Source organism: Streptomyces sp. NPDC004667 (assembly GCF_040609475.1).
Taxonomy (GTDB): domain Bacteria; phylum Actinomycetota; class Actinomycetes; order Streptomycetales; family Streptomycetaceae; genus Streptomyces.
Genome location: NZ_JBEXKC010000065.1, coordinates 1 through 23780, shown reverse-complemented (window position 1 = coordinate 23780; position 23780 = coordinate 1). Strand labels below are relative to the sequence as shown.

Annotated in this window: 23 protein-coding genes; 22 read left to right on the top strand and 1 reads right to left on the bottom strand. The window is 71.7% G+C overall.

What is annotated here, in order from left to right; all coding sequences use genetic code 11:
- The first annotated feature begins 41 nt into the window (after positions 1-41).
- Genes aroC through nusB form a run of 8 tightly spaced genes read left to right on the top strand, consistent with a single transcriptional unit; the run spans position 42 to position 6299 of the window.
- Positions 42-1226 carry a chorismate synthase gene (aroC, locus tag ABZW32_RS28925; protein WP_356221254.1) on the top strand — a complete coding sequence of 395 codons (1185 nt, stop codon included), beginning with the start codon at positions 42-44 and terminating at the stop codon, positions 1224-1226.
- Between the two features lie 35 nt (positions 1227-1261).
- Entirely contained in the window at positions 1262-1744 is a 483-nt protein-coding gene (locus ABZW32_RS28920; RefSeq protein ID WP_280915051.1) for a shikimate kinase, read from the top strand.
- Entirely contained in the window at positions 1741-2832 is a 1092-nt protein-coding gene (gene aroB / locus ABZW32_RS28915; protein ID WP_266837917.1) for a 3-dehydroquinate synthase, read from the top strand. Before ABZW32_RS28920 ends, aroB begins: the two co-directional genes overlap by 4 nt.
- Complete coding sequence (gene aroQ / locus ABZW32_RS28910) at positions 2829-3269, top strand: type II 3-dehydroquinate dehydratase (RefSeq protein WP_125594202.1); 441 nt, start codon at positions 2829-2831, stop codon at positions 3267-3269. The genes aroB and aroQ overlap by 4 nt, the downstream gene beginning before the upstream one ends.
- 46 nt (positions 3270-3315) lie before the next feature.
- A complete protein-coding gene (locus ABZW32_RS28905) occupies positions 3316-4071 on the top strand; it encodes an AAA family ATPase (protein WP_356221251.1) in 756 nt (251 codons plus the stop codon).
- 58 nt (positions 4072-4129) lie between these two features.
- Positions 4130-5236, top strand: coding sequence for an aminopeptidase P family protein (locus ABZW32_RS28900; protein WP_356221248.1), 1107 nt, complete (start codon positions 4130-4132; stop codon positions 5234-5236).
- 59 nt (positions 5237-5295) lie between these two features.
- On the top strand, positions 5296-5862 hold the full coding sequence (efp, locus tag ABZW32_RS28895; RefSeq protein ID WP_356221246.1) for an elongation factor P: 567 nt from the start codon (positions 5296-5298) through the stop codon (positions 5860-5862).
- Between the two features lie 2 nt (positions 5863-5864).
- Positions 5865-6299 carry a transcription antitermination factor NusB gene (gene nusB, locus ABZW32_RS28890; protein ID WP_356221243.1) on the top strand — a complete coding sequence of 145 codons (435 nt, stop codon included), beginning with the start codon at positions 5865-5867 and terminating at the stop codon, positions 6297-6299.
- 159 nt (positions 6300-6458) lie between these two features.
- Here nusB and bldD read toward each other — a convergent pair whose 3' ends face one another.
- Complete coding sequence (bldD, locus tag ABZW32_RS28885) at positions 6459-6959, bottom strand: transcriptional regulator BldD (protein WP_007263032.1); 501 nt, start codon at positions 6957-6959, stop codon at positions 6459-6461.
- Between the two features lie 264 nt (positions 6960-7223).
- Between bldD and pyrR the strand changes: the two genes are divergently transcribed.
- The 14 genes from pyrR to ABZW32_RS28815 form a co-directional block, all read left to right on the top strand.
- Positions 7224-7829: a bifunctional pyr operon transcriptional regulator/uracil phosphoribosyltransferase PyrR gene (pyrR, locus tag ABZW32_RS28880; protein ID WP_356221240.1), complete on the top strand. Its 606-nt coding sequence runs from the start codon at positions 7224-7226 to the stop codon at positions 7827-7829.
- A 102-nt stretch (positions 7830-7931) separates the two neighbouring features.
- Positions 7932-8921: an aspartate carbamoyltransferase catalytic subunit gene (locus ABZW32_RS28875; protein ID WP_356221238.1), complete on the top strand. Its 990-nt coding sequence runs from the start codon at positions 7932-7934 to the stop codon at positions 8919-8921.
- Positions 8922-8923: 2 nt separating this feature from the next.
- Positions 8924-10210 (top strand): dihydroorotase, encoded by a 1287-nt coding sequence (locus ABZW32_RS28870; RefSeq protein WP_356221235.1) that lies wholly within the window; start codon positions 8924-8926, stop codon positions 10208-10210.
- Positions 10207-10788, top strand: a complete 582-nt coding sequence (locus ABZW32_RS28865) for a hypothetical protein (protein ID WP_266837905.1) — start codon at positions 10207-10209, stop codon at positions 10786-10788. Before ABZW32_RS28870 ends, ABZW32_RS28865 begins: the two co-directional genes overlap by 4 nt.
- The gene (carA, locus tag ABZW32_RS28860) at positions 10785-11927 is read left to right on the top strand and encodes a glutamine-hydrolyzing carbamoyl-phosphate synthase small subunit (protein ID WP_356221232.1); all 1143 of its coding nucleotides are present in this window, start codon (positions 10785-10787) and stop codon (positions 11925-11927) included. The genes ABZW32_RS28865 and carA overlap by 4 nt, the downstream gene beginning before the upstream one ends.
- Positions 11920-15228 (top strand): carbamoyl-phosphate synthase large subunit, encoded by a 3309-nt coding sequence (gene carB / locus ABZW32_RS28855; protein ID WP_356221230.1) that lies wholly within the window; start codon positions 11920-11922, stop codon positions 15226-15228. Before carA ends, carB begins: the two co-directional genes overlap by 8 nt.
- 92 nt (positions 15229-15320) lie before the next feature.
- On the top strand, positions 15321-16430 hold the full coding sequence (locus ABZW32_RS28850; protein WP_356221302.1) for a quinone-dependent dihydroorotate dehydrogenase: 1110 nt from the start codon (positions 15321-15323) through the stop codon (positions 16428-16430).
- Positions 16427-17269 carry an orotidine-5'-phosphate decarboxylase gene (gene pyrF, locus ABZW32_RS28845; protein WP_356221227.1) on the top strand — a complete coding sequence of 281 codons (843 nt, stop codon included), beginning with the start codon at positions 16427-16429 and terminating at the stop codon, positions 17267-17269. The genes ABZW32_RS28850 and pyrF overlap by 4 nt, the downstream gene beginning before the upstream one ends.
- A 302-nt stretch (positions 17270-17571) precedes the next feature.
- Entirely contained in the window at positions 17572-17895 is a 324-nt protein-coding gene (locus tag ABZW32_RS28840) for an integration host factor (protein ID WP_030234009.1), read from the top strand.
- Positions 17896-17956: 61 nt separating this feature from the next.
- Positions 17957-18520, top strand: a complete 564-nt coding sequence (gene gmk, locus ABZW32_RS28835) for a guanylate kinase (protein WP_030234013.1) — start codon at positions 17957-17959, stop codon at positions 18518-18520.
- 61 nt (positions 18521-18581) lie between these two features.
- Positions 18582-18854 carry a DNA-directed RNA polymerase subunit omega gene (gene rpoZ, locus ABZW32_RS28830; protein ID WP_004948662.1) on the top strand — a complete coding sequence of 91 codons (273 nt, stop codon included), beginning with the start codon at positions 18582-18584 and terminating at the stop codon, positions 18852-18854.
- A 98-nt stretch (positions 18855-18952) separates the two neighbouring features.
- Positions 18953-20188 (top strand): bifunctional phosphopantothenoylcysteine decarboxylase/phosphopantothenate--cysteine ligase CoaBC, encoded by a 1236-nt coding sequence (gene coaBC, locus ABZW32_RS28825; RefSeq protein ID WP_356221224.1) that lies wholly within the window; start codon positions 18953-18955, stop codon positions 20186-20188.
- Between the two features lie 195 nt (positions 20189-20383).
- Positions 20384-21592, top strand: coding sequence for a methionine adenosyltransferase (gene metK, locus ABZW32_RS28820; protein ID WP_356221221.1), 1209 nt, complete (start codon positions 20384-20386; stop codon positions 21590-21592).
- An 82-nt stretch (positions 21593-21674) separates the two neighbouring features.
- On the top strand, positions 21675-23780 hold a 2106-nt coding region (locus ABZW32_RS28815; protein ID WP_356221219.1), incomplete at its 3' end, for a primosomal protein N'.

Below are 23780 nucleotides of genomic sequence, written 5' to 3'. Positions count from 1 at the left end.
CCGCGCCGTCGCAGTGCCAGGCGCGAGCATGAGGAGCATCGTTGAGCAGGTTGCGTTGGCTGACCGCGGGAGAGTCGCACGGACCGGCACTGGTCGCGACGCTGGAGGGCCTTCCCGCCGGCGTCCCGGTCACCACCGAGCTGGTGGCGGACCACCTGGCCCGGCGCCGGCTCGGCTATGGCCGCGGTGCCCGGATGAAGTTCGAGCAGGACGAGATCACCTTCCTCGGCGGCGTCCGCCACGGACTGTCGCAGGGCTCGCCGGTCGCGGTCATGATCGGCAACACCGAGTGGCCCAAGTGGGAGACCGTCATGTCGGCCGACCCGGTCGACCCCTCCCTGCTCAAGGAGACCGGCCGCAACGCGGCGCTGACCCGTCCCCGCCCCGGCCACGCCGACCTCGCGGGCATGCAGAAGTACGGCTTCTCCGAGGCCCGTCCGATCCTGGAGCGCGCCAGCGCCCGTGAGACGGCCGCCCGTGTCGCCCTCGGCGCCGTCGCCCGGTCCTTCATCAAGGAGGCCGCCGGCATCGAGATCGTCTCCCACGTGGTGGAGCTGGCCGCGGCCAAGGCCCCCCGCGGCGTCTACCCGACCCCCGCCGACGTCGAGAAGCTCGACGCCGACCCCGTGCGCTGCCTCGACGCCGACGCGTCGAAGGCGATGGTCGCGGAGATCGACCAGGCCCACAAGGACGGCGACACCCTCGGCGGCGTCGTCGAGGTCCTCGCGTACGGGGTCCCCGTCGGCCTCGGCTCCCACGTCCACTGGGACCGCCGGCTCGACGCCCGCCTCGCGGCCGCGCTCATGGGCATCCAGGCCATCAAGGGCGTCGAGGTCGGCGACGGCTTCGAGCTGGCCCGGGTGCCCGGCTCCCAGGCCCACGACGAGATCGTCTCCACCCCCGAGGGACTCAAGCGGACCTCCGGCCGCTCCGGCGGCACCGAGGGCGGTCTGACCACCGGCGAGCTGCTGCGCGTCCGCGCCGCCATGAAGCCCATCGCCACCGTCCCGCGCGCCCTGGCGACCGTCGACGTCGCCACCGGCGAGGCGACCGTGGCGCACCACCAGCGCTCCGACGTGTGCGCGGTGCCCGCCGCGGGCATCGTCGCCGAGGCGATGGTGGCGCTGGTCCTGGCCGATGCCCTCGTCGAGAAGTTCGGCGGCGACTCCGTCCCCGAGACCCGCCGCAACGTGCAGTCCTACCTCGACAACCTGCAGATCCGGTGACGGCCACCGGACCACTGGTCGTCCTCGTCGGACCCATGGGGTCCGGCAAGTCCACGGTGGGGGGTCTGCTGGCCGAACGGCTCGGCGTCCCCTACCGGGACACCGACGCCGACATCGTCGCCGCCACGGGCCGGGAGATCTCCGACCTGTTCGTCGACGAGGGCGAGCCGTACTTCCGCGAGCTGGAGCGGCGGGCCGTCGCGGACGCCGTCGCCGGGCACACCGGGGTCCTCGCCCTCGGCGGCGGCGCCGTCCTCGACGAGGGCACCCGCGCCCTGCTCGCGGGGCTGCCCGTCGCCTACCTGTCGATGGACGTCGAAGAGGCCGTGCGCCGCGTCGGCCTCGGCGCCGCGCGCCCGCTGCTCGCCGTCAACCCGCGCCGCCAGTGGCGCGAGCTGATGGAGGCCCGGCGCCACCTGTACACCGAAGTCGCGCGCGTCGTGGTGGCCACCGACGACCGCACCCCCGAAGAGGTCGCCCAGGCGGTCCTCGACGCTCTGGAGTTGAAGGACGTATGACAGACCAGGTGACGCGGATCAACGTCGGCGCCAGCGCCGGACACGACGCGTACGACGTGCTGGTCGGCCGGCAGCTGCTCGGCGAGCTGGGCGGCCTGATCGGTACGAAGGCCCAGCGGGTCGCGGTGATCCACCCCGAGGCGCTCGCCTCGACCGGTGAGGCGCTGCGGGACGACCTGGCGGCGCAGGGCTACGAGGCCGTCGCCATCCAGGTGCCCAACGCCGAGGAGGCCAAGACCGTCGAGGTGGCGGCGTACTGCTGGAAGGCGCTCGGCCAGTCCGGCTTCACCCGCACCGACGTGATCGTCGGCGTGGGCGGCGGGGCCACCACCGACCTCGCGGGCTTCGTCGCCGCCACCTGGCTGCGCGGCGTGCGCTGGATCGCCGTACCGACCACCGTCCTCGCGATGGTGGACGCGGCGGTCGGCGGCAAGACCGGCATCAACACCGCCGAGGGCAAGAACCTGGTGGGCTCCTTCCACCCGCCGGCCGGAGTCCTGTGCGACCTGGCCGCGCTGGACTCGCTGCCGGTCAACGACTACGTCAGCGGCCTCGCCGAGATCATCAAGGCCGGGTTCATCTCCGACCCGGTGATCCTCGACCTGATCGAGGCGGACCCGGCGGCCGCCCGCACCCCGGACGGCCCGCACACGGCCGAGCTGATCTGCCGCTCGATCCAGGTCAAGGCCGACGTGGTCTCCAGCGACCTCAAGGAGTCCGGACTCCGCGAGATCCTCAACTACGGCCACACCCTCGCGCACGCCATCGAGAAGAACGAGCGCTACAAGTGGCGCCACGGCGCCGCCGTGTCCGTCGGCATGGTCTTCGCCGCCGAGCTCGGCCGCCTCGCGGGCCGCCTCGACGACGCGACGGCCGACCGGCACCGGGAGATCCTCGCCGCGGTCGGCCTGCCGCTGACCTACCGCGGGGACCAGTGGCCCAAGCTGCTCCAGACCATGCAGGTCGACAAGAAGTCCCGCGGCAACCTGCTGCGCTTCATCGTCCTGGACGGCCTGGGCAAGCCCACCGTCCTGGAGGGCCCCGACCCGGCGCACCTGATCGCCGCGTACGGCGAGGTGTCGGCGTGAGCCGCAGGGTGCTCGTGCTCAACGGCCCGAACCTGGGCCGCCTCGGCTCCCGCGAGCCGGACGTCTACGGGGCCACCTCGTACGCCGGTCTCGTCGAGAGCTGCCGCACCCTGGGCGCGGAGCTCGGATTCGACGTGGAGGTCCGCGAGACCAACGACGAGGGCGAGCTCGTGCGCTGGCTGCACGAGGCCGCCGACGGCAGGATCCCGGTCGTGATCAACCCGGGCGCCTTCACGCACTACTCGTACGCCATGCGGGACGCTGCGGCGCAGCGCACCGCGCCGCTGATCGAGGTGCACATCTCCAACCCGTACGCCCGCGAGGAGTTCCGGCACACGTCCGTCATCGCGGCCGTGGCGACCGGTACCGTGGCGGGCTTCGGCCTGGGCTCCTACCGGCTGGCGCTGCGCGCGCTGGCGGAAGAGGTCACGGCCTGAGATAACGTTCTCGCATCAGTCGCCTGAACGAGACGGAGTGGCGCGGATGCAGCACGGAGTGGGGGACTGGGGTCCGCCGCAGGGTCAGCACCCGGCGGCGCCCCCGCCGCCGCCGATACCCCCCGCGCCGGGCTGGCCGGTGGTCCCCACGGGCCCCGTGGCCCCGGTGCCCGAGGCCACGGGGCACATTCCGCTGCCTCCCGCCGTGGCGGCCCCGCCCGTGCCCCCCGCGCCCGGCACCGGCGGCGCCACCCTCGCCGTGCTGCTCATCGGCCCGGCGGGGGCGGGCAAGACCACCGTGGCCCGGCACTGGGCGGCGACCCGCCCGGTACCGACCGCGCACATCAGCCTGGACGACGTCCGCGAGTGGGTCTGCTCGGGCTTCGCGGACCCGCAGGCCGGCTGGAACGAACACTCCGAGGCCCAGTACCGCCTCGCCCGCCGCACCTGCGGCTTCGCCGCCCGCAACTTCCTGGCCAACGGCATCTCCTGCATCCTCGACGACGCCGTCTTCCCCGACCGGCCCGTGGTGGGGCTGGGGGGCTGGAAGCGGCACGTGGGGCCCGGACTGCTGCCGGTCGTGCTGCTGCCCGGTCTGGAGATCGTCCTGGACCGCAATGCCGCCCGCTCCGGGAACCGGCGCCTGTCCGACGAGGAAGTGGCCCGGATCCACGGCCGGATGGCCGGCTGGTACGGCTCCGGGCTGCCGATCATCGACAACTCCCACCTGGACGTGGAAGGCACGGCCCGGGCCCTGGACGAGGCCCTGGCGCGGGCCTCGGCGAGCCCCCAGGGCTGGTAGGCCCCGTCCGGACGCGCTCGCCGGGCCGGATGCGCGGGGCGCTCGTACGCTCGAATACATGTCAGACGTGTACGCGGCCCGCAGGGCCCTGCTCCGCGACCGCTGTGCCGCCGCGGGCAACTCCGCCGCACTGATCACGCGTCCGGCGAACGTCCGCTACCTGTCCGGGGCGTCCCCGCTGGGCGCCGTCCTGCTGGTCGGGCCCGCCGAAGACGTGCTGTTCTGCGCCGCCGCACCCACCGGCGAGGCGGACGAGGGGCGGCTCGACGAGGGGCTGCGCCTCGCCGTCCTGCCCAATCCCGGCGCGGACCCGGCCGTGGCCGCGGCGGACCTGGCCGCCGCCGCACGGGCCGAGTCCCTCGCCGTCGAGGAACACCACCTCACCGTCGGCCGCCACCGGGCCCTGCGCTCGGTCGCGCCCCGGCTGCGCCTGGCCGACCTGGGAGCCGCCGTGGAACAGCAGCGCCTCGTCAAGGACGAGGAGGAGATCGCCTGCCTGCGGATCGCCGCCGAGATCGCCGACCAGGCCCTCGGAGAGCTGCTGGAGTCGATCCTCGTCGGCCGTACCGAACGCCACCTCGCCCTGGAGCTGGAACGCCGGCTCGTGGACCACGGCGCCGACGGTCCGGCCTTCCCGACCTCCGTCGGCACCGGCCCGCACTCGGGCCGCTCGCGGCACCGGCCCTCCGACCGGCGGGTGGAGGAGGGCGACTTCCTCACCGTCTGCCTGGGCGCGAACTACCGGGGCTACCGGTGCGAGATCGGCCGGACCTTCGTGATCGGCACCACTCCCGCCGACTGGCAGATCGAGCTGTACGACCTCGTCTTCGCCGCCCAGCGGGCCGGCCGGGAATCGCTCGTCCCGGGCGCTGCGTACCGCCACGTCGACCACGCGGCACGGTCCGTACTGGACTCCGCGGGGCACGGCGAAGCCCTCGCGGCGTCGATGGGACACGGTGTGGGCCTCGAAATCGACGAGGACCCGCAGCTTGCACCTACGGCAATGGGTAAACTGGACGCTTGCGTGCCGGTCACCGTCGAACCGGGGGTTCACCTCCCGGGCCGGGGAGGTGTCCGGATCGATGACACGCTCGTCGTACGCCCCGAGGCGGACGGCGGTCCAGAGCTACTCACCATTACGACCAAGGAGCTGCTCGCGCTCTAGCCCGCGTGGCCGGGCCGTGCGCGCACCCAAGGTCTTCCAGTGCAGGAGATTCCGCAACCGTGGCTTCCACGAACGACCTCAAGAACGGCATGGTGCTGAAGCTCGACGGGGGCCAGCTCTGGTCCGTCGTCGAGTTCCAGCACGTCAAGCCCGGCAAGGGCCCGGCCTTCGTGCGTACCAAGCTCAAGAACGTGCTCTCGGGCAAGGTCGTCGACAAGACCTTCAACGCCGGTGTGAAGGTCGAGACGGCCACCATCGACCGCCGTGACATGCAGTTCTCGTACATGGACGGCGAGTACTTCGTCTTCATGGACATGAGCACCTACGACCAGCTGATGGTCGACCGCAAGGCTGTCGGCGACGCCGCCAACTTCCTCATCGAGGGCTTCACCGCCTCCGTGGCCCAGCACGAGGGCGAGGTGCTCTACGTCGAGCTCCCGGCCGCCGTCGAGCTGGTCATCGAGCACACCGACCCGGGCGTCCAGGGCGACCGCTCCACCGGCGGCACCAAGCCGGCGCGTCTGGAGACGGGCCACGAGATCCAGGTCCCGCTCTTCGTCACCACCGGCGAGAAGATCAAGGTCGACACCCGCACCAGCGACTACCTCGGCCGGGTGAACAGCTAACCGTGGCCGCCCGGAGCAACGCGCGCAAGCGCGCCTTCCAGATCCTCTTCGAGGCCGACCAGCGCGGGGTCCCCGTGCGCGAGGTCCTCGCGGACTGGATCCGCCACGCGAGGTCGGACGACCGGCAGCCGCCGGTCAACGCCTTCACGATGGACCTCGTCGAGGGCTACGCCGACAAGGTGAAGCGCATCGACGACCTGATCGTCACCTACGCCGTGGACTGGGAGCTCGACCGCATGCCGGTCGCCGACCGCAACATCCTGCGGCTGGGTGCCTACGAGCTGATCTGGGTCGACGAGACCCCGGACGCCGTGGCGATCGACGAGGCCGTCCAGCTGGCCAAGGAGTTCTCGACGGACGACTCGCCGTCGTTCGTGAACGGCCTCCTCGGCCGGTTCAAGGACCTGAAGCCGAACCTGCGTCGCAGCGAGAGCTGACACCAGGCACGCGCCATACGGAAGGGCCCGCAACGTACGCGTTGCGGGCCCTTCCGTATGGGCGGGAACGAAAACCGGCGGGTGCCGGGACCCGGAGAGGTCCCGGCACCCGCCGGTAAACGTTTCTGCTGGCCTGGGCCCGATATCCGGGCTTCAGGGCTAGATGTCCTCGTGGGCCACCGCGCGCCGCGCGTCGGCGTCGAGGACGCCCCAGCTGATCAGCTGCTCGGTCAGGACCGAGGGGGACTGGTCGTAGATGACGGCCAGGGTGCGCAGGTCGTCCTGGCGGATCGACAGCACCTTGCCGTTGTAGTCGCCGCGCTGGCTCTGGATGGTCGCGGCGTAGCGCTGGAGCGGGCCGGCCTTCTCGGCGGGGACGCCCGCCAGGCGCTCCAGGTCGAGGCGCAGCTTCGGCGGCGGCTCGGCCGCTCCGCCGGGGGTCGTACCCGGCAGCAGTTCCTGCACCGGAACCCCGTAGAAGTCCGCCAGCTCGGCGAGGCGCTGGACGGTCACGGCGCGGTCCCCGCGCTCGTAGGAGCCGACCACCACGGCCTTCCACCGGCCCTGGGACTTCTCCTCGACACCGTGGAGGGAAAGGCCCTGCTGGGTGCGGATGGCGCGGAGCTTGGCCCCGAGCTGTTTGGCGTATTCGCTGGACATAACGCTCCCGGACGCTGTGACGCTGTGACGACATGGACGACGGCTGCATGGATGACATGCGGGGCCGTCGCGCGGCTGGTAACTCACTGTGAGGTTACGCAGCGTTACGTGGATGCGTCAAGCCGAATGGTCTTCGACGCCCACTTACGAGGGCTCCGCGGGACCCCGCGTGCCGAGCCGGGCGCGGGGTCCTGGTACCGTGGACGGCGTACGCAAGACGTCCTTTAAGGTCCGTCCCGTGAGGCGGAGAAGGAGGTCCTTTTCATGGACAGCCAGACTTCTCAGATTTCTGAAGACGGCAGTCGGAACGCCGGCGAACCCATGCGCCCCGTGCTGGAGGCGCAGGACATCGCCCGGGTCCTGACCCGCATCGCCCACGAGATCGTCGAACGCGCCAAGGGCGCCGACGACGTGGTGCTCCTCGGCATTCCCACCCGCGGCGTGTTCCTCGCCGACCGGCTGGCGGCCAAGCTCGAAGAGATCACCGGCTCGAAGATCCCGGTGGGCTCCCTCGACATCACCATGTACCGCGACGACCTGCGCCTGAAGCCCGCCCGGGCGATCGGCCGCACGGAGATCCCCGGCGACGGCGTCGACGGCCGTCTCGTGATCCTCGTCGACGACGTGCTCTTCTCCGGCCGCACCATCCGCGCCGCCCTCGACGCCCTCGGCGACATCGGCCGGCCCCGCGCCGTACAGCTCGCGGTCCTCGTCGACCGGGGCCACCGGGAACTCCCGATCCGCGCCGACTACGTCGGCAAGAACCTCCCCACGTCGCTGCGGGAGACCGTCAAGGTCCAGCTCCAGGAGGAGGACGGCCGCGACGCCGTGCTGCTCGGCCAGCGGACCGACCAGGCCTCCGGGCAGTAGCCCTTCCGGGTGCCGGACCCCTCGCGGGGTCCGCGCCGCGGCCTGCCCTGCCCGCATCCAGCCAGTCCTCCCGCCTGCCCTCCCGACTTACGGAGTAACCGGATGAAGCGCCACCTCATCTCGGCCGCCGACCTCACGCGCGACGACGCCGTCCTCATCCTCGACACCGCCGAGGAGATGGCCCGCGTCGCGGACCGGCCGATAAAGAAGCTGCCCACCCTCCGCGGCCGCACCATCTGCAACCTCTTCTTCGAGGACTCCACCCGCACCCGGATCTCCTTCGAAGCCGCCGAGAAGCGCCTGTCCGCCGACGTGATCAACTTCGCGGCCAAGGGCTCCAGCGTCTCGAAGGGCGAGTCCCTCAAGGACACGGCCCAGACCCTGGAGGCCATGGGCGTCGACGCGGTCGTCATCCGCCACCACGCGTCCGGCGCGCCCTACCGCCTCGCCAACTCCGGCTGGATCGACGCCCCCGTCATCAACGCGGGCGACGGCACCCACCAGCACCCCACCCAGGCCCTGCTCGACGCCTTCACCATGCGCCGCCGCCTGGTCGGCCGGGACGCCGGCCTCGGCAAGGGCCTCGACGGCCGCCGGATCACCCTCGTCGGCGACGTCCTGCACAGCCGCGTGGCCCGTTCCAACGTGGACCTGCTGCACACCCTCGGCGCGGAGGTCACCCTGGTGGCCCCGCCCACCCTGGTGCCCGTCGGCGTCGAGACCTGGCCCTGCGAGATCTCGTACAGCCTCGACGAGGTGCTGCCGAAGTCCGACGCGGTCATGATGCTGCGTGTGCAGCGCGAGCGGATGAACGCCGCCTTCTTCCCGACCGAGCGCGAGTACTCGCGCCGCTACGGCCTGGACGCCGCCCGGATGGCGCGGATGCCCGAGGACGCCATCGTGATGCACCCCGGCCCGATGGTCCGCGGCATGGAGATCACCGCCGAGGTCGCCGACTCCGACCGCTGCACGGTCGTCGAGCAGGTCGCCAACGGCGTCTCCATCCGCATGGCCGTCCTGTACCTGCTGCTCGGCGGATCCGAGCCCGCCGTCACCACCACCGCCGCCCCGCGCACCGAGGAGACCAAGTAAAGATGAGCAAGATCCTTATTCGTGGCGCGAAGGTGCTCGGTGGCGAGGCGCAGGACGTCCTGATCGACGGCGAGACCATCGCGGAGGTCGGCAGCGGCCTGTCCGCCGAGGGCGCGACCGTCATCGAGGCGGAGGGCCAGACCCTGCTCCCGGGCCTCGTCGACCTGCACACGCACCTGCGCGAGCCCGGCCGCGAGGACTCCGAGACCGTCCTGACCGGCACCCGCGCCGCCGCCTCCGGCGGCTACACCGCCGTCTTCGCCATGGCCAACACCTTCCCGGTCGCCGACACCGCCGGCGTCGTCGAGCAGGTCTGGCGCCTGGGCAAGGAGTCCGGGTACTGCGACGTGCAGCCCATCGGCGCCGTCACGGTAGGCCTGGAGGGCAAGAAGCTCTCCGAGCTGGGCGCCATGCACGAGTCCGCCGCCCGCGTCACCGTCTTCTCCGACGACGGCAAGTGCGTGGACGACGCCGTGATCATGCGCCGCGCCCTGGAGTACGTGAAGGCCTTCGGCGGCGTCGTCGCCCAGCACGCCCAGGAGCCCCGCCTCACCGAGGGCGCCCAGATGAACGAGGGCGTCGTCTCCGCCGAGCTCGGCCTCGGCGGCTGGCCCGCCGTCGCCGAGGAGTCGATCATCGCCCGCGACGTCCTGCTCGCCGAGCACGTCGGTTCCCGGGTGCACATCTGCCACCTCTCCACCGCCGGCTCCGTCGAGATCGTCCGCTGGGCCAAGTCCCGCGGCATCGACGTCACCGCCGAGGTCACCCCGCACCACCTGCTCCTCACCGACGAGCTCGTCCGCTCGTACAACCCGGTCTACAAGGTCAACCCGCCGCTGCGCACCGAGCGCGACGTGATGGCCCTGCGCGAGGCGCTCGCCGACGGCACGATCGACATCGTCGCCACCGACCACGCCCCGCACCCGCACGAGGACAAGGACTGCGAGTGGGCCGCCGCGGCCATGGGCATGGTCGGCCTGGAGACCGCCCTCTCCGTCGTCCAGCAGACGATGGTGGAGACGGGCCTGCTCGACTGGGCGGGCGTCGCCGACCGGATGTCCGCCGCGCCGGCGCGCATCGGCGGGCTCTCCGGCCACGGCCGTCCCGTCTCGGCAGGCGAACCCGCCAACCTGACGCTGGTCGATACCTCGTACCGTGGTGCTGTGGACCCCGCACACTTCGCCTCCCGCAGCCGCAACACGCCTTACGAGGGCCGTGAGCTGCCGGGGCGCGTCACTCACACCTTCCTGCGGGGCCGGGCAACGGTCGTGGACGGGAAACTGGCGTGACACCTGCAGTAATCCAACTGGCCGCCGAGGCCGCCGAACGACAGTCGGCGGAGGTGACGGACTGGGGCGCCCGCATCGCGTGGGTGATCGGTCTGCTCGTCTTCATCGCGTTCGTGTACTGGCTGATGCGGCAGGGCTGGAAATGGCGCGGGGCCCTGCAGAGCGATCTGCCGGAGCTCCCCGCCGCCCCCGGCGGTCTCCCCGAGCACCGGCTGGCCCTGACCGGCCGGTACCACGGGTCCACCACCGCCGGGCAGTGGCTCGACCGGATCGTCGCCCACGGTCTGGGGGTGCGCAGCCGGGTCGAGCTCACGCTCACCGACGCGGGCCTCGACGTGGTCCGTCCGGGTGCCACCGACTTCTTCGTACCGGCCGCGCAGCTGCGCGGCGCCCGCCTCGACAAGGGAATCGCGGGCAAGGTACTCACCGAGGGCGGTCTCCTCGTCGTCACCTGGGCGCACGGCGACAAGCTGATCGACTCCGGATTCCGCTCCGACCGCGCGGCCGAACACGCCGCCTGGGTCGAAGCGATCAACCTCATGAACCCATCCATCACGACGGAAGGCGCCGAACGATGACGACCTCCACCAGGGGAGCAGCCAAAGCTCCCGCCGTACTCGTCCTGGAGGACGGTCGGATCTTCCGCGGCCGCGCCTACGGCGCTGTGGGGGAGACCTTCGGCGAGGCCGTGTTCTCCACCGGCATGACCGGCTACCAGGAGACCCTCACCGACCCGTCGTACCACCGGCAGGTCGTCGTGATGACCGCCCCGCACGTCGGCAACACCGGCGTCAACGACGAGGACCCGGAGTCCTCCCGCATCTGGGTGTCCGGCTACGTGGTCCGCGACCCCGCCCGCGTCCCCTCCAACTGGCGCTCGCGGCGCTCGCTGGACGAGGAGCTGGTCGAGCAGGGCGTCGTCGGGATCTCCGGCGTCGACACCCGCGCCCTGACCCGCCACCTGCGCGAGCGCGGCGCCATGCGCGTCGGCATCTTCTCCGGCGACGCGGTCGCCGACGACGCCGCGCTGCTGGCGCGCGTCCTGGAAGCCCCCCAGATGAAGGGTGCGAACCTCTCCGCGGAGGTCGCCACCAAGGAGGCCTACGTCGTCCCCGCCATCGGTGAAAAGAAGTTCACCGTGGCCGCCGTCGACCTCGGCATCAAGGGCATGACCCCGCACCGGATGGCCGAGCGCGGCATCGAGGTGCACGTCCTGCCCGCCACCTCGACCGTCGAGGACATCTACGCGGTCGCCCCGGACGGCGTCTTCTTCTCCAACGGCCCGGGCGACCCGGCCACCGCCGACCACGCGGTCTCCGTCATGCAGGGCGTCCTCGCCCGCAAGACCCCGCTCTTCGGCATCTGCTTCGGCAACCAGATCCTCGGTCGCTCGCTGGGCTTCGGCACCTACAAGCTGAAGTACGGCCACCGCGGCATCAACCAGCCGGTCCAGGACCGCACCACCGGCAAGGTCGAGATCACGGCGCACAACCACGGCTTCGCCGTCGACGCGCCCCTCGACAAGGTCTCCGAGACCGCCTACGGCCGCGCCGAGGTCTCGCACGTATGCCTGAACGACAACGTCGTGGAAGGCCTCCAGCTGCTCGACCAGCCGGCCTTCTCCGTCCAGTACCACCCCGAAGCGGCAGCCGGCCCGCACGACGCCGCGTACCTCTTCGACCGCTTCGTTAGCCTGATGGAGGCCGAGCGTGCCTAAGCGCACCGATATCCAGTCCGTCCTGGTCATCGGCTCCGGCCCGATCGTCATCGGCCAGGCCGCCGAGTTCGACTACTCCGGCACCCAGGCCTGCCGCATCCTCAAGGCCGAGGGCCTGCGGGTCATCCTGGTGAACTCCAACCCCGCGACGATCATGACCGACCCGGAGATCGCCGACGCCACGTACGTCGAGCCGATCACCCCCGAGTTCGTCGAGAAGATCATCGCGAAGGAGCGCCCCGACGCGCTGCTCCCGACCCTCGGCGGCCAGACCGCGCTCAACACCGCGATCTCCATGCACGAGCAGGGTGTGCTGGACAAGTACGGCGTCGAGCTCATCGGCGCCAACGTCGAGGCCATCAACAAGGGCGAGGACCGCGACCTCTTCAAGGGCGTCGTCGAGGCCGTCAAGGCCAAGATCGGCTACGGCGAGTCCGCCCGCTCGGTGATCTGCCACACGATGGACGACGTCATCGCCGGCGTCGACACCCTCGGCGGCTACCCCGTCGTCGTGCGCCCCTCCTTCACCATGGGCGGCGCCGGCTCCGGCTTCGCCCACGACGAGGACGAGCTGCGCCGCATCGCCGGCCAGGGCCTCACGCTCTCCCCGACCACCGAGGTGCTCCTGGAGGAGTCCATCCTCGGCTGGAAGGAGTACGAGCTGGAGCTGATGCGCGACACCAAGGACAACGTGGTCGTCGTCTGCTCCATCGAGAACTTCGACCCGATGGGCGTCCACACCGGCGACTCCATCACCGTCGCCCCGGCGATGACGCTGACCGACCGCGAGTACCAGCGGCTGCGCGACATCGGCATCGCGATCATCCGCGAGGTCGGCGTCGACACCGGCGGCTGCAACATCCAGTTCGCGATCGACCCGGTCGACGGCCGCGTCATCGTCATCGAGATGAACCCGCGCGTCTCGCGCTCCTCGGCGCTCGCGTCGAAGGCCACCGGCTTCCCGATCGCCAAGATCGCCGCCAAGCTGGCCATCGGCTACACGCTCGACGAGGTCCCCAACGACATCACCGAGAAGACCCCGGCCTCCTTCGAGCCGACCCTCGACTACGTCGTCGTCAAGGCCCCGCGCTTCGCCTTCGAGAAGTTCCCGCTCGCCGACTCCACCCTCACCACCACCATGAAGTCGGTGGGCGAGGCCATGGCGATCGGCCGCAACTTCACCGAGGCGCTTCAGAAGGCCCTGCGCTCCCTGGAGAAGAAGGGCTCGCAGTTCACCTTCGTCGGCCCCGTCGGCGACAAGGACGAGCTCCTCGCCGCCGCCGTGCGCCCCACCGACGGCCGGATCAACACCGTCATGCAGGCCATCCGCGCCGGCGCCACCCAGGAAGAGGTCTTCGAGTCCACGAAGATCGACCCCTGGTTCGTCGACCAGCTCTTCCTGATCAAGGAGATCGCCGACGAGCTGGCCGCCGCCGAGAAGCTCCACCCCGAGCTGCTCGCCGAGGCCAAGCGCCACGGCTTCTCCGACGCCCAGATCGCCGAGATCCGCGGGCTGCGCGAGGACGTCGTCCGCGAGGTCCGCCACGCGCTCGGCGTCCGCCCGGTCTACAAGACGGTCGACACCTGCGCCGCCGAGTTCGCCGCGAAGACCCCGTACTTCTACTCGTCCTACGACGAGGAGTCCGAGGTCGCGCCGCGCACCAAGCCCGCGGTGATCATCCTGGGCTCCGGCCCGAACCGCATCGGCCAGGGCATCGAGTTCGACTACTCCTGCGTCCACGCCTCCTTCGCCCTCAGCGACGCCGGCTACGAGACCGTGATGGTCAACTGCAACCCCGAGACCGTCTCGACGGACTACGACACCTCCGACCGCCTGTACTTCGAGCCGCTGACGCTCGAGGACGTGCTGGAGATCGTCCACGCCGAGTCGCTGGCCGGCCCCATCGCCGGCGTCGTCGTCCAGCTCGGCGGCCAGACCCCCCTCGGCCTCGCCCAGGCCCTCAAGGACAACGGCGTCCCCGTCGTCGGCACCCCGCCGGAGGCCATTCACGCCGCCGAGGACCGCGGCGCCTTCGGCCAGGTCCTGGCCGAGGCGGGCCTGCCCGCCCCCAAGCACGGCACCGCCACCACCTTCGCGGGCGCGAAGGCGATCGCGGACGAGATCGGCTACCCGGTCCTCGTGCGCCCGTCCTACGTGCTCGGCGGCCGCGGCATGGAGATCGTCTACGACGAGACCCGCCTGGAGTCGTACATCGCGGAGTCCACCGAGATCTCCCCGACCCGCCCCGTGCTGGTCGACCGCTTCCTCGACGACGCGATCGAGATCGACGTGGACGCCCTCTACGACGGCCACGAGCTCTACCTCGGCGGCGTCATGGAGCACATCGAGGAAGCCGGCATCCACTCCGGCGACTCCGCCTGCGCCCTGCCCCCGATCACCCTCGGCGGCTACGACATCAAGCGGCTGCGCGCCTCCACCGAGGCCATCGCCAAGGGCGTCGGTGTCCGCGGCCTGATCAACATCCAGTTCGCGATGGCGGGTGACATCCTCTACGTCCTGGAGGCCAACCCGCGCGCCTCCCGGACCGTCCCCTTCACCTCGAAGGCGACCGCCGTCCCGCTCGCGAAGGCCGCCGCCCGCCTCTCCCTCGGCGCCACCATCGCCGAGCTGCGCGAGGAGGGCATGCTCCCGAAGACCGGCGACGGCGGCACCCTGCCGCTCGACGCGCCGATCTCCGTCAAGGAGGCCGTCATGCCGTGGTCGCGCTTCCGCGACATCCACGGTCGCGGCGTGGACACCGTCCTCGGCCCGGAGATGCGCTCCACCGGCGAGGTCATGGGCATCGACTCCGTCTTCGGCACGGCCTACGCCAAGTCGCAGGCGGGCGCCTACGGCCCGCTGCCCACCAAGGGCCGCGCCTTCATCTCCGTCGCCAACCGCGACAAGCGTTCGATGATCTTCCCGGCGCGCGAGCTCGTCGCCCACGGCTTCGAACTCCTCGCCACCTCGGGCACCGCCGAGGTGCTGCGCCGCAACGGCATCAACGCCACCGTGGTGCGCAAGCTCAGCGAGGGCGAGGGCCCCGCCGGCGAGAAGACCATCGTCCAGCTCATCCACGACGGCCAGGTCGACCTGATCGTCAACACCCCGTACGGGACCGGCGGCCGCCTCGACGGCTACGAGATCCGCACGGCGGCCGTGGCGCGCAGCGTCCCGTGCCTGACCACGGTCCAGGCGCTCGCCGCCGCCGTCCAGGGCATCGACGCGCTCAACCGCGGTGACGTGGGCGTCCGCTCCCTCCAGGAGCACGCGGAGCACCTGACCGCCGCCCGCGACTGACGACAGGCCCGTACGAAGGAGGGGGACCCCGGCGCGCCGACCGCGCGCCGGGTGTCCCCTTCCTCATGAGCGCAGAGGGATCCTCAGGCACCGTGTACAAACTCTTCTTCAACCTCGTCTTCAAGCGGATGGACCCGGAGCAGGCCCACTACACGGCCTTCCGCTGGATCCGCCTCGCCGCCCGCACCCCCGTGCTGCGCACCTTCGTCGCGGCGGCCCTCGCGCCCCGGTACGAGGGGCTGCGCACCGAGGCCCTCGGCCTGCGGATGCACGGCCCCTTCGGGCTCGCGGCCGGCTTCGACAAGAACGCCGTCGCCATCGACGGCATGTCCATGCTCGGCTTCGACCACGTCGAGATCGGCACGGTCACCGGACAGGCGCAGCCCGGCAACCCCAAGAAGCGGCTCTTCCGCCTCGTCCCCGACCGCGCCCTGATCAACCGCATGGGCTTCAACAACGAGGGCTCCGAGGCCGTCGCCGAGCGGCTCGCCGCCCGCAACCCCGTCTTCCGGACGGTCGTCGGCGTCAACATCGGCAAGACCAAGGTGGTGCCCGAGGAGGAGGCCGCCGCCGACTACGTGCTCTCCACCGAGCGCCTGGCCCGGCACGCCGACTACCTCGTCGTCAACGTCTCCTCGCCGAACACCCCCGGCCTGCGCAACCTCCAGGCCACCGAGTCGCTGCGCCCGCTGCTGACCGCCGTGCGCGAGGCCGCCGACCGCGCGGTGACCGGCCGCCGGGTGCCGCTGCTCGTCAAGATCGCCCCCGACCTCGCCGACGAGGACGTCGACGCCGTCGCGGACCTCGCCCTGGAGCTGGGCCTGGACGGCATCATCGCCACCAACACCACCATCGCGCGCGAGGGCCTGGGCCTGAAGTCCGACCCCGCCCTGGTCAAGGAGACCGGCGGGCTCTCCGGCGCGCCCGTCAAGGAACGCTCCCTGGAGGTCCTGCGCCGCCTGTACGCGCGCGTGGGGGACCGGATGGTCCTGGTGGGCGTCGGCGGCATCGAGAACGCCGAGGACGCCTGGCAGCGCATCCTCGCGGGCGCCACCCTGATCCAGGGCTACAGCGCCTTCATCTACGAGGGCCCGTTCTACGCCCGCGCCATCCACAAGGGCCTGGCCGCGCGCCTGGCCGCCAGCCCCTACGCGACCCTCGCCGAAGCGGTGGGCGCCGAGACCCGAAAGGCCGCGCTGTGAGCCCTGTGACCCCCTTCGGTACCCGTCTGCGCGCCGCCATGGACGCGCGGGGCCCCCTGTGCGTGGGCATCGATCCGCACGCCGCCCTGCTGGCCTCCTGGGGCCTGGACGACGACATCGCGGGCCTGGAGCGGTTCTCCCGCACCGTCGTGGAGGCCCTGGCCGACGAGGTGGCGGTCTTCAAGCCGCAGGCGGCCTTCTTCGAGCGCTTCGGCTCGCGCGGCGTGGCGGTGCTGGAGCGGACCGTGGCCGACGCGCGGGCGGCGGGCACGCTGGTGCTGATGGACGCCAAGCGGGGCGACATCGGCTCCACCATGGCCGCGTACGCCTCGGCCTTCCTGGACCCGGCGTCCCCGCTGTTCTCGGACGCGCTGACGGTGTCCCCGTACCTCGGCTACGGCTCGCTGAAGCCGGCCGTGGAGCTGGCGCGGGAGTCCGGCGCGGGCCTGTTCGTCCTGGCGCTCACCTCCAACCCCGAGGGCGCGGAGGTCCAGCGGGCGGTCCGCGAGGACGGCCGGACCATCGGGGCGACGATGCTGGCACACCTGGCCGCGGAGAACGAGGGGGCCGCGCCGATGGGCTCCTTCGGGGCCGTGGTCGGGGCGACGCTGGGCGACCTGTCCTCCTTCGACCTGGACATCAACGGGCCGCTGCTGGCTCCCGGCATCGGCGCGCAGGGCGCGACGGCGGCGGACCTCCCGGCGGTCTTCGGCAAGGCGGTCGGCAACGTCGTCCCGAACGTGTCGCGGGGCGTCCTGAAGCACGGCCCGGACGTCAACGCCCTGCGCGACGCGTCCCGCCGGTTCGCGGACGAGATCCGCGCGGCCGTCGCGGCGTAATCCTCCTCCGGGGCCACGCCCGCGAACACCTCGGCACGGACACATGGCACGGCCTGACGAAATTCGAACGTCTTTCCCCGGACAAAACCGGGGTACTTTGTCCGTGATGTACGGTTCAGTGGAGGCTGACCAGGACTTTTCGTCCGTTCTCGCTGACTGGAGCGGCCATGGCCGCTAGTCTCCGACCAGAGTGAACGAGCAGCGAACGATTTCCTGCGCTGTTCGGGAGCTTTCCCGGCGTGGTGCCCTGGTGCTCCTCGCCGGTCCGTATCCGACAGTTCGACATCCGAGGTGACGTAGGCGTGGCTCTTCCGCCCCTTACCCCTGAACAGCGCGCAGCAGCGCTCGAAAAGGCCGCCGCGGCTCGCCGGGAGCGGGCCGAGGTGAAGAATCGACTCAAGCATTCCGGCGCCTCCCTCCATGACGTCATCAAGACGGGCCAGGAGAACGACGTCATCGGCAAGATGAAGGTCTCCGCCCTTCTGGAGTCGCTGCCCGGCGTGGGCAAGGTCCGCGCCAAGCAGATCATGGAGCGCCTCGGCATCTCCGAGTCCCGGCGTGTCCGAGGTCTCGGTTCCAACCAGATCGCCTCTCTGGAGCGTGAGTTCGGCGGTAGCGGCGCCTGAGGCGTCGCCCGAAGTTCTCCCGGCGTTCTCAGGCAGTCCCGAGAACCTGGATAATCGCTCTATGGCAGCAGAGGTTCGTCCGCGGCTGACCGTGCTCTCCGGCCCTTCAGGGGTCGGCAAGAGCACGGTCGTCGCGCATATGCGCAAGGTCCACCCCGAGGTATGGCTCTCGGTGTCGGCCACCACCCGCAAGCCGCGGCCCGGTGAGCGACACGGAGTCCACTACTTCTTCGTCAACGACGACGAGTTCGACAAGCTGATCGCCAACGGCGAGCTGCTGGAGTGGGCCGAATTCGCGGGCAACCGCTACGGCACACCCCGCGGCGCGGTGCTGGAACGCCTGGACAACGGCGAACCGGTGCTGCTGGAGATCGACCTCCAGGGCGCCCGGCTCGTCCGCGAGTCCAAGCCCGACGCCCAGCTGGTCTTCCTGGCCCCGCCCAGCTGGGACGAACTGGTCCGCCGGCTCACCGGCCGCGGTACCGAATCCCCCGAGGTGATCGAGCGCAGGCTCGACTCCGCCAAGATCGAACTGGCTGCCGAGTCCGAGTTCGACACCACCCTGGTCAACACCTCCGTCGAGGACGTGGCGCGTGAGCTGCTAGCCTTGATGAAAGTTGTTTGATCGTTGATCGATGTCATGTCGATTGATGTTTGATCTTTCACCCATCTTCGGAAGGTAGAGCGTGTCCTCTTCCATCACTGCGCCCGAGGGCATCATCAACCCGCCGATCGACGAGCTGCTCGAGGCCACGGACTCGAAGTACAGCCTCGTGATCTACGCGGCCAAGCGCGCGCGTCAGATCAACGCGTACTACTCGCAGCTCGGCGAGGGCCTGCTTGAGTACGTCGGCCCGCTGGTGGACACCCACGTCCACGAGAAGCCGCTTTCGATCGCGCTGCGCGAGATCAACGCGGGCCTGCTGACCTCCGAGGCCATCGAGGCCCCGGCCCAGTAAGGCGCGGAACATTCTCTTCACCACAGGCCCGGCAGAACATCTGCCGGGCCTGTGGTGTGTCATAGGTGGCGTAGACGATTCCGAACGGGGAGCGAGTGGTGGACAAGCCGGGTAAGCCCAAGGTCGTGCTGGGGGTCAGCGGCGGGATCGCCGCGTACAAGGCCTGCGAGCTGCTGCGCCGGCTGACGGAGTCGGGTCACGACGTCCGGGTGGTGCCCACGGCCGCCTCCCTGAACTTCGTCGGCGAGGCCACCTGGTCCGCGCTCTCCGGGAACCCGGCCTCCACCGAGGTCTGGGAGTCCGTCCACGAGGTGCCCCACGTGCGCATCGGGCAGGGCGCCGACCTCGTCGTCGTCGCCCCCGCCACCGCCGACATGCTGGCCAAGGCCGCCCACGGGCTCGCCGACGACCTGCTCACGAACACCCTGCTCACCGCCCGCTGCCCCGTGGTCTTCGCCCCCGCGATGCACACCGAGATGTGGGAGCACCCCGCCACGCAGGAGAACGTCGCCACGCTGCGCCGCCGCGGCGCCGTCGTGATCGAGCCCGCCGTGGGCCGGCTCACCGGCAAGGACACCGGCAAGGGCCGGCTGCCCGACCCCGAGGAGATCTACGAGGTCTGCCGCCGGGTCCTGGCGCGCGGTGCGGCCGGTCCCGACCTGGCCGGACGCCACGTGGTGATCAGCGCCGGCGGCACCAGGGAGCCGCTCGACCCCGTCCGCTTCCTCGGCAACCGCTCCTCCGGCAAGCAGGGGTACGCCCTCGCCCGCACGGCCGCCGCGCGCGGGGCCCGGGTGACCCTCGTGGCGGCCAACACCGCGCTCGCGGACCCGGCCGGAGTGGACGTCGTACGCGTGGGGACCGCCCTCCAGCTGCGCGAGGCGGTGCTGAAGGCGGCCGCCGAAGCCGACGCCGTGGTGATGGCGGCGGCGGTGGCCGACTTCCGGCCGGCCCGGTACGCCGACGGCAAGATCAAGAAGAAGGACGGGCAGGACCCCGAGCCCGTCGCCCTCGTGCGCAACCCCGACGTGCTCGCGGAGATCTCCGCCGACCGGGCCCGGGAGGGTCAGGTCGTCGTCGGGTTCGCCGCCGAGACCGACGACGTGCTCGCCAACGGCCGGGCCAAGCTCCGCCGCAAGGGATGTGACCTACTCGTGGTCAACGAGGTCGGCGAGAGCAAGACCTTCGGTTCGGAGGAGAACGAGGCCGTCGTCCTGGCCTCCGATGGCACGGAGACCCCCGTGCCCCACGGTCCGAAGGAGGTTCTGGCGGACGCGATTTGGGACCGGGTGGTGGCGCACCTCGCGCCCCAGGACGGCTCCAGAAGCACCTGAGCGTCGCTCTTCTCGGAGGCAAATCCGTGCGTCAGAATGGAGTGCCGCAGGTCACATGGCTCCCATAACGCGAGACGGGTGGTCCGGTGAACGGTGGCGACCGATAAACTGCAACCTGGAACGTGATCGGGCGCAGCCCCCGGTGTGGTTCCGCCAAATGATCAGCCAGCAGCCGCTGCAACCCCAGGGAGCGTTGTGTCCCGTCGCTTGTTCACCTCGGAGTCCGTCACCGAGGGTCACCCCGACAAGATCGCTGACCAGATCAGCGACACGATCCTCGACGCGCTCCTCACCGAGGACCCGACCTCGCGTGTGGCCGTGGAGACTCTCATCACCACCGGTCTCGTCCACATCGCGGGCGAGGTGACCACGAAGGCGTACGCGCCGATCGCGCAGCTCGTCCGCGACAAGATCCTCGAGATCGGCTACGACTCGTCCAAGAAGGGCTTCGACGGCGCCTCCTGCGGCGTGTCGGTGTCCATCGGCGCCCAGTCCCCCGACATCGCCCAGGGCGTGGACACGGCGTACGAGCAGCGCGTCGAGGGTGACGAGGACGAGCTCGACAAGCAGGGTGCCGGCGACCAGGGCCTGATGTTCGGCTACGCCTGCGACGAGACGCCCGAGCTGATGCCGCTCCCGATCCACATCGCGCACCGCCTCTCGAAGCGGCTCTCCGAGGTCCGCAAGAACGGGACCATCCCGTACCTGCGCCCCGACGGCAAGACCCAGGTCACCATCGAGTACGACGGCGACAAGGCCGTGCGCCTGGACACCGTCGTGGTGTCCTCGCAGCACGCCGCCGACATCGACCTGGACTCGCTGCTCGCCCCGGACATCCGCGAGTTCGTCGTCGAGCACGTGCTGGCGCAGCTCGTCGAGGACGGCATCAAGCTGGACACCGAGGGCTACCGGCTGCTGGTGAACCCGACCGGCCGCTTCGAGATCGGCGGCCCGATGGGCGACGCCGGCCTCACCGGCCGCAAGATCATCATCGACACCTACGGCGGCATGGCCCGCCACGGTGGCGGCGCCTTCTCGGGCAAGGACCCGTCGAAGGTCGACCGCTCCGCCGCCTACGCGATGCGCTGGGTCGCCAAGAACGTGGTCGCCGCCGGTCTGGCCGCGCGCTGCGAGGTCCAGGTCGCGTACGCGATCGGCAAGGCCGAGCCCGTCGGTCTCTTCGTCGAGACCTTCGGCACGCACAAGGTCGACGTCCAGAAGATCGAGGACGCCATCGGCGAGGTCTTCGACCTGCGTCCGGCCGCGATCATCCGCGACCTGGACCTGCTGCGCCCGATCTACGCCCAGACCGCCGCCTACGGCCACTTCGGCCGCGAGCTGCCGGACTTCACCTGGGAGCGCACCGACCGCGTCGACGCCCTGCGCGCCGCCGCCGGTCTGTAAGCACCGCCGCACGCGACGAACGGCCCCGGACCTCCAGGTCCGGGGCCGTTCGCTGTCAGTGGTCTTTGGTAAGAATGCCTGTGTGAGCAGCGCGAACGAATCCCCGCCGGAGCAGCTCGCACTGATCCGGGAGATGGTCGCCGAGGCGAAGGCCAAGGCGCCCAAGGCCAAACCGCGGACCTGGCGCGGGGCCGCGGTCGCCGAGGAGCTGCCCGTCGCCCGGGTCCTCGTGAACAAGGGCGTGCTCCACCTCGACCGGCTCTTCGACTACGCGGTGCCCGCGGAGCTCGCGGAGACCGCCCTGCCCGGCGTCCGCGTCCGGGTCCGCTTCGGCGCCGGCTCCCACCGCGTGCACGGCGGCCGCCGCGAGGGCGGCGGGCTCATCGACGGCTTCATCGTGGAGCGGCGGGCCGAGTCGGACTACAACGGGGCGCTGGCCGCCCTGGCCCAGGTGGTCTCGCCCGAGGTGGTCCTCTCCCCGCCCGTGCTGGCCCTCGCCCGCGCCGTCGCCGACCGGTACGCGGGCAGCCTGGCCGACGTCCTCCAGCTCGCCCTGCCCGCGCGCAGCGCCCGCGCCGAGGCCAAGCCCTCGCCCGAACCGCTGCCCCCGCCGCCCGCGCCCGAGCCCGGCGGCTGGACCCGGTACGGCGCCGGGCCCGCGTTCCTGCGGGCCCTGGCCACCGGGGGAGCCCCCCGCGCCGTGTGGACGGCCCTGCCCGGCCCCGGCTGGGCCGGGGAACTGGCCCGCGCCATGGCGGCGACCCTCGCCTCCGGCCGGGGCGCCCTGGCCGTGGTCCCCGACGGGCGCACCGCGGCCCGGGTCGACGCCGCCCTCACCGAGCTGCTCGGCGAGGGGCGCCACGCCCTGCTGACGGCCGAGTCCGGGCCCGAGAAGCGCTACCGGCAGTGGCTCGCGGTGAGCCGGGGCTCGGTGCGCGCGGTCGTCGGCACCCGGGCCGCGATGTTCGCCCCCGTGCGCGACCTCGGACTGGTGGCGATCTGGGACGACGGGGATTCCAGCCACAGCGACGACCACGCCCCCTTCCCGCACGTCCGCGAGGTCCTGGAGCTTCGTGCCGTCACCGACGGCTGCGCCTTCCTCGCCGGCGGCACCAGCTGCACGGTGGAGGCCGCCCAGCTCGTCGAGACGGGCTGGGCCCGCCCGCTCGTGGCCGACCGGGAGACGGTGCGGTCCGTCGCCCCCCGCATCCGCACCGTCGGCGACGAACTGCTGGCGCGCGACGGGGCGGCCCGCGCGGCCCGGCTGCCGAGCCTCGCCTGGGAGACCGTCCGGGAGGGCCTCAAGAGCGGTCCGGTCCTCGTCCAGGTGCCGCGGCGCGGTTACGCGCCCCGGCTCGCCTGCGAGCGCTGCCGGACCCCCGCCCGCTGCACCGCGTGCGCCGGGCCGCTGGAGGCCCCCGACGAGCGGGACCTGCACTGCGGCTGGTGCGGCCGGGCCGAGAGCGCCTGGCACTGTGGGGAGTGCGGGTCCTTCCGGCTCCGGGCCCAGGTGGTGGGCGCGCGGCGCACCGCCGAGGAGCTGGGCCGGGCCTTCCCCGCCGTGCCCGTACGGACGTCCGGGCGCGATCACGTGCTGGACGAGGTGCCGGACCGCCCGGCGCTGGTGGTCTCCACCCCCGGCGCCGAACCGGTCGCGGCGGGCGCCGGGTACGCGGCGGCGCTGCTGCTGGACGGCTGGGCCATGCTGGGCCGGCCCGACCTGCGGGCGGGGGAGGAGGCGCTGCGCCGATGGATCGCCGCCGCGTCGCTGGTGCGCGGGGAGGGGCAGGTGGTCGTCGTGGCCGAGCCGACGCTGCGGCCCGTTCAGGCGCTGGTGCGCTGGGACCCGGTCGGGCACGCCGTACGGGAACTGGCCGAGCGGGCCCAGCTGGGCTTCCCGCCGGTGTCGCGGATGGCCGCCGTGGCGGGTCGGGGGGAGGCGCTGGAGGCCTTCCTCGGGGCCGTCGAGCTGCCGCCGGACGCGGAGGTCCTGGGACCCGTACCGCTGCCCGGGCGGCGGGGGGAGCCCTCGCCGGGGGAGCGGGCCCTGGTCCGGGTCCCGCCGGGGAGCGGGGCCGCGCTGGCCGCGGCGCTGAAGACCCGCCTCGTAGGCGTCCTGCCACTCCTGCCCGGCCTCCTCCTCTTCCTCGTCCCGCCACTCCATGTACTCGTCGAAGTAGTCGGCCCC

Coding starts and splice junctions, on each gene's coding strand:
- ABZW32_RS28920 (WP_280915051.1), top strand. CDS start 1,262: ATGGGGTCCGGCAAGTCCACGGTGGGGGGTCTGCTGGCCGAACGGCTC.
- aroB (WP_266837917.1), top strand. CDS start 1,741: ATGACAGACCAGGTGACGCGGATCAACGTCGGCGCCAGCGCCGGACAC.
- ABZW32_RS28905 (WP_356221251.1), top strand. CDS start 3,316: ATGCAGCACGGAGTGGGGGACTGGGGTCCGCCGCAGGGTCAGCACCCG.
- ABZW32_RS28900 (WP_356221248.1), top strand. CDS start 4,130: ATGTCAGACGTGTACGCGGCCCGCAGGGCCCTGCTCCGCGACCGCTGT.
- bldD (WP_007263032.1), bottom strand. CDS start 6,959: ATGTCCAGCGAATACGCCAAACAGCTCGGGGCCAAGCTCCGCGCCATC.
- pyrR (WP_356221240.1), top strand. CDS start 7,224: ATGGACAGCCAGACTTCTCAGATTTCTGAAGACGGCAGTCGGAACGCC.
- ABZW32_RS28875 (WP_356221238.1), top strand. CDS start 7,932: ATGAAGCGCCACCTCATCTCGGCCGCCGACCTCACGCGCGACGACGCC.
- ABZW32_RS28870 (WP_356221235.1), top strand. CDS start 8,924: ATGAGCAAGATCCTTATTCGTGGCGCGAAGGTGCTCGGTGGCGAGGCG.
- carA (WP_356221232.1), top strand. CDS start 10,785: ATGACGACCTCCACCAGGGGAGCAGCCAAAGCTCCCGCCGTACTCGTC.
- gmk (WP_030234013.1), top strand. CDS start 17,957: ATGGCAGCAGAGGTTCGTCCGCGGCTGACCGTGCTCTCCGGCCCTTCA.